This is a genomic window from Bacillus sp. FJAT-25509 (assembly GCF_001420605.1).
Classification (GTDB): domain Bacteria; phylum Bacillota; class Bacilli; order Bacillales; family Bacillaceae_G; genus Gottfriedia.
Genome location: NZ_LJIZ01000035.1, coordinates 1 through 5,224 on the forward strand (window position 1 = coordinate 1; position 5,224 = coordinate 5,224).

2 protein-coding genes are annotated in these 5,224 nt (G+C 35.3%); both read left to right on the forward strand.

Features of this window, described 5'->3' with window-relative positions:
• The coding region (locus tag AN960_RS21535) for an immunoglobulin-like domain-containing protein (protein WP_056476173.1) at positions 1-4,127 on the forward strand (4,127 nt) is incomplete at its 5' end.
• A 384-nt stretch (positions 4,128-4,511) separates the two neighbouring features.
• Positions 4,512-5,224: protease inhibitor I9 family protein (locus tag AN960_RS21540; RefSeq protein WP_172795447.1), on the forward strand; the 713-nt coding region annotated here is incomplete at its 3' end.

Below are 5,224 nucleotides of genomic sequence, written 5' to 3' on the forward strand. Positions count from 1 at the left end.
AAGATTTAATAGAAGCAGGTGAATGGATGCTTGCTCCTAAAGATAAAAATGGCGTACCACATCCAGAAATGGCTCCTGATGTAGTTAATAACTCATGGGGAGGAAGTCCTGGAATAAATGATTGGTATAAAACTGTTGTAACAAATTGGAGAGCAGCAAATATATTCCCGGAATTTTCAGCAGGAAATACAACTCTTTACAATCCCGGTGGACCTGGATCAGTTGCTAATCCTGCAAACTATCAAGAATCCTTTGCAACAGGAGCAACTGACATAAACAACAAATTAGCCAATTTCTCATTAAGGGGACCATCACCATATGGTGGAATACTTAAGCCTGATATTTCAGCACCTGGAGTTAATATAAGATCATCAGTTCCAGGAGGTAAATATGAGGGGGGATGGAATGGAACCTCGATGGCAGGTCCACATACATCAGGACTTGTAGCATTATTACTTCAAGCCAATTCATCTTTAACAGTAAGTGATATTGAAAGAATAATAAAGGAAACAGCAACTCCTTGTACTAACTATGATTATCCTGAAACCCCTAACAATGGATATGGATATGGTGTGATTAATGCACTTAAGGCTGTAACATCAGTTATGCCAGGAATTTCTGATATTAAAGGCCAAGTATCAGAAGATGCCGAGGATACAGTTCCGCCAACTTTTAATCATATACCTGTTAAAGAGGCAGACGTAGGATTTGAACAAAAATTAAAAATAGATGTACAGGATAATATAAGCGTTAAGACAGTTGAGCTTCAATATAGAAATAATCCATCGGATGAGTGGACAACAGTTGCAGCTGAAAGGCAGAGTGGAGACATCCAGTCAGGAAGCTATGAAGCGATAATTCCAGCAGATAGAGTAGTGGCAGGATCAAATCTATCTTACAGATGGAGAATAGTTGACTTTGGAAAGAACGAGGTTACAAGTGATATCTATACAATACTTGTTAACTCTCAAGTAGGATACTTTAATGATTTTGAAACAGATATAACAGGATGGGAAATAGTCGGAGCTCCTAAATGGCAGTGGGGAAAACCAACGACAGGACCTATGGCAGCAGCTTCGGGAGAAAAGGTTTTTGCTACTAATCTTGAAGGAACGTATTCAGAAAATCAAGTAATGGGATTGATATCGCCTAAAATTGTCTTGCCGAAAGAACATGCTTATTTGCAGTTTAAAAATTGGTATGATCTAGAAGAAAATAATGCCATTGCAAAAGTTGGTGTTCAAATTGACGGCAATGATTATTTTACGAGTGTAGCAAAATATGCAGGCACTAAGACAGGAGGATATTCAAATGAAGAAATAGATATAAGCGAATATGCAGGAAAGAAAGTAAGTATCTTTTTTGTATTTATGTCTGGTACCTCCACCTCCAATAATCATCAGGGATGGTTTATAGATGATGTGAATTTAACAGATAAATCTGCAGCACTAGGTAATACATCAGTTTTAAGCAATGGCCCTGAAGAACAAATTAGATTAAAAGATCTACCTGCAGCATCAGATGGCAGATCAGTTTTAAGCAACAGCCCAAAACAACAAGTAAAAAATTCAGTGCAGGCAAACACTGAGATGGCAAGACTTCCATTATCAGCCACAGTGACTATTGTTGAAAATGGTCGTTCAACAAAAACAAATCCGCAAGACGGATCATATAGTTTTAAGGTGAAAGAAGGAGCGTATACATTAAGAGCTGAAAAGTATGGGTACTATCCACAGGATAAGAAGGTTCAAGTAGCAGCTAACCAAGTTCTTGAAAATACAAACATTACATTGGCTCCAATACCTAAGAGAACATTAACAGGTAAAATCACTAATGCGCAAACAGGAAAACCTGTGAAAAACGCTAAACTTTACTTAATCGAGGATGCAGCAGTAGCACCAGTTACAACTGATGCAGAGGGTAATTACTCAATAACTGCATATGAAGGTAAATATACAGTACAGGTTATAGCTGAGGACTACTTTGATGAGAAAGTTACCGTAGATATTACGGGTAAGGAAAATGTTACACATGATATTCAGCAAAAACCGTTTATAAATTATTCAGGAGAGATCGGCTATGATGATGGAACAGCAGAAGATACAGTAGCTCAATTTCAACCGGGAGGCGGCTATGCAGTAAGAATGTCACTTCCGGAGGGAGAGACTAGAGCAATAGTAACCTCTGGATTATTTATGTTTGGTACAAAATGGCCAACACCAGGTGGAACTACATTTAAGGTGGCAGTTTATGATACAAGTGGAAAGGATGGCGCTCCTGGAAAAATGATAGCAGGTCCGTTTAATGCAACTACTCCTAGGGAGGAAGGAAAATGGACAGTCGTTGATTTATCCGCAAAGCGAATAGTTGTAACAGGCGATTATTATATGGTTTTAATACAGGATCAGCCTTCTTTGTTATCTCCAGGAATATCACTGGATAAAACTACAGTACCAACAGGAAGATCATGGTGGTTTGAAAAAGATGGTCCATTCACTTTAGCGAGTAAAGAGTATGGAAACATAATGATTAGATCAACAGTTAAGCTTGAAGCACTAGCTCCAGTTATAACATCACCAGTAGACAACCCATATGTAAATAATGAAAAAGTAACAATAAAAGGTATGGCGGCTCCAGGAATGGACGTTCATATATTTAGCAAAGATGAAGATATAGCAAATGGAAAGACAAATGCTGATGGAAGCTTCTCAATTGACGCTGTACTTCAAGAGGGAGTTAATATTCTAAAGGCAAAAACTATAACAGAACTCGGTTCTACTCCTTATTCGAAGGAAATAAAGGTCATAGTAGACAAAGCAGCACCAGTTTTAGAAATTACAAGCCCACAAAATAACGCAAATATAAATGATCAGGTTATAACTGTAACAGGAACAGCCAAAGATGATTATTTAGATTATGTTGATGTTAATGGAACAAGGCCAGACATAGATTCAAATGGAAATTGGACAGTAAAGCTTATGTCCAAGGAAGGGAAAAATATAATAAATGTTGTTGCTAGAGACAAAGCAGGAAATAAAACTGCTAAGAGCATAACAGTTAATGTAAAATACCCAATACGTGAAATTAAAAATATAATGCCATCGAGTGATGTAATATTAAAGGCAGATCAAACATTAAAGGTTGGGTTCGACAGTGAGCCTGGATTAAAAAAGGCAGTATTTACAATTAACGCTCCGATTAATGGCATAACAAGCGCAGCATCTGTGCCAACTGCAAGTTTAAGCAACTTTGAAGTAGTTATGACCGAAGTAAAGGATGCAAATGGAAATGGCACTGGACACTATGAGGGATACTGGAAAGCAACTAACAAGCTTACATTAAACGGTGCACAAATAGTGGTAAAAGTAGAAGATATGAATGGAAATTCATTAAGTTCCAAGGCAGCAGGAAAGCTATATATCGATTCAATTAAACCACTTATATATGGTACGACAGATAAGAAATTAAATATTAATTCAAAGTTTGAACCAATGGCTGGAGTATCTGCAGTAGATAATGTAGATGGTGATTTAACTAAATCCATTAGAGTAACAGGTATTGTAGATACTAAGAAAAAAGGTTCTTACGTACTTACTTACACGGTGAGCGATAAGTTTGGGAATGTAACAACAGTTAAAAGAACGATCACAGTGATTGATAATATTAAACCTGTGATTTACGGTGCAGGTAACAAAACAATTAATATCAATACTAAATTCAATCCACTAAAAGATGTAACTGCTAAAGATAATGTGGATGGATCTTTAACAAAACTTATCAAAGTAACGGGAACAGTAAATACAAAGAAAATCGGAACATACACATTAACATATTCGGTTACTGATTCTTCCGGTAATAAAAAGGTTATTACAAGAAAAATCACTGTAAAAGACAATATTAAACCTGTCATTTATGGTGCAAAATCGAAAACAATTAAAGTAAAGTCTAAATTCAATGCAAGGGCAGGCGTTACTGCAAAAGATAATGTAGACGGAGATTTAACAAAAGTAATTAAAATTACTGGAACTGTAAATACAAAGAAAAAAGGTACTTATACGTTAAAGTATGTAGTTGCTGATAAAACTGGGAACAAAACTACGGTTCTAAGAAAAATCACTGTTAAATAAATTGAGTCATAAAATAAGTAGCATTGCTAAATTTTTAACTAGGCTTTATTAATACTTTTAGTTTCATATTTAATTTTGATTTACACTATATGAAAAAGGACCTTTTTATAAGGTCCTTCCAGCTTGTAGACAAATAAGCTGCTTTCATCTTGTTAGCAATCTCTTAATTTATCCTATTCAACTATGAATCATACTTTATGATATTTCTTAACATTTGTAACTTAATGAAAACGTTACTAGCTGTAAGTTTGAATGGAATGAAATAACTTAATTGATGAACTGTTGTAAGGATCATCTCAAAACCTATTTTATAAGTTAATGAATTCAAGCAGTTAAGGGAAAGGATTATTTATGTAAATTCAATCTAAATATTGGGGGATAAACATGATAAAAATCACCAAGAAATTGAGTGCATTGTCGACAGCTTTATTACTTACAGTAAGTTCATTTGCTGCACCAGCTGGAAATTATGTTAAGGCTTATGCAAAGGACAATATTGGGACAAGCTATAACGCTAAAGAGGTAATAGAGAATAAAATAAGTCCAGAACTTGAAAAAGAATTTGCAAATAACTCTCAAACTACCTTTCTTGTAAAATTTAAGGATCAGGTAGATACAGTAAAGGTTGCTAATGATGTTAAAGCTAAGAATAAGCAACTATCAAATGTAAAAAAAGAGTTAGTAGTTCGTTCATCAATCGTTTCTGAATTAAGAATTAAATCAGATTCATCACAGACAAATTTGAAGAATTATATTAAAAAAGAAAAGCTTAAAGGAAATGTAAAGGATTATGAGTCATTTTATATAGTAAATGGTATGGCAGTTACAGCAACAGAGGAAGTTATGAGAAACATAGCGGCTATGCCTGAGGTTGAAAGTATAAGACCTAATGGTATTACAAAGTTAATTGAGCCTGCAAAAACTACTGAAGTTCAAGTTCAAGCGACTAATAATGTAGAATGGGGCATTGAAAAAATTGGAGCGCCTGATGTTTGGGGTCTGGGAATAGATGGAACAGGAATAGTTGTTGGTAGCATAGATACAGGAGTTCAGTGGGATCACCCTGCATTAAAGACAAAATATAGAGGATATGACCC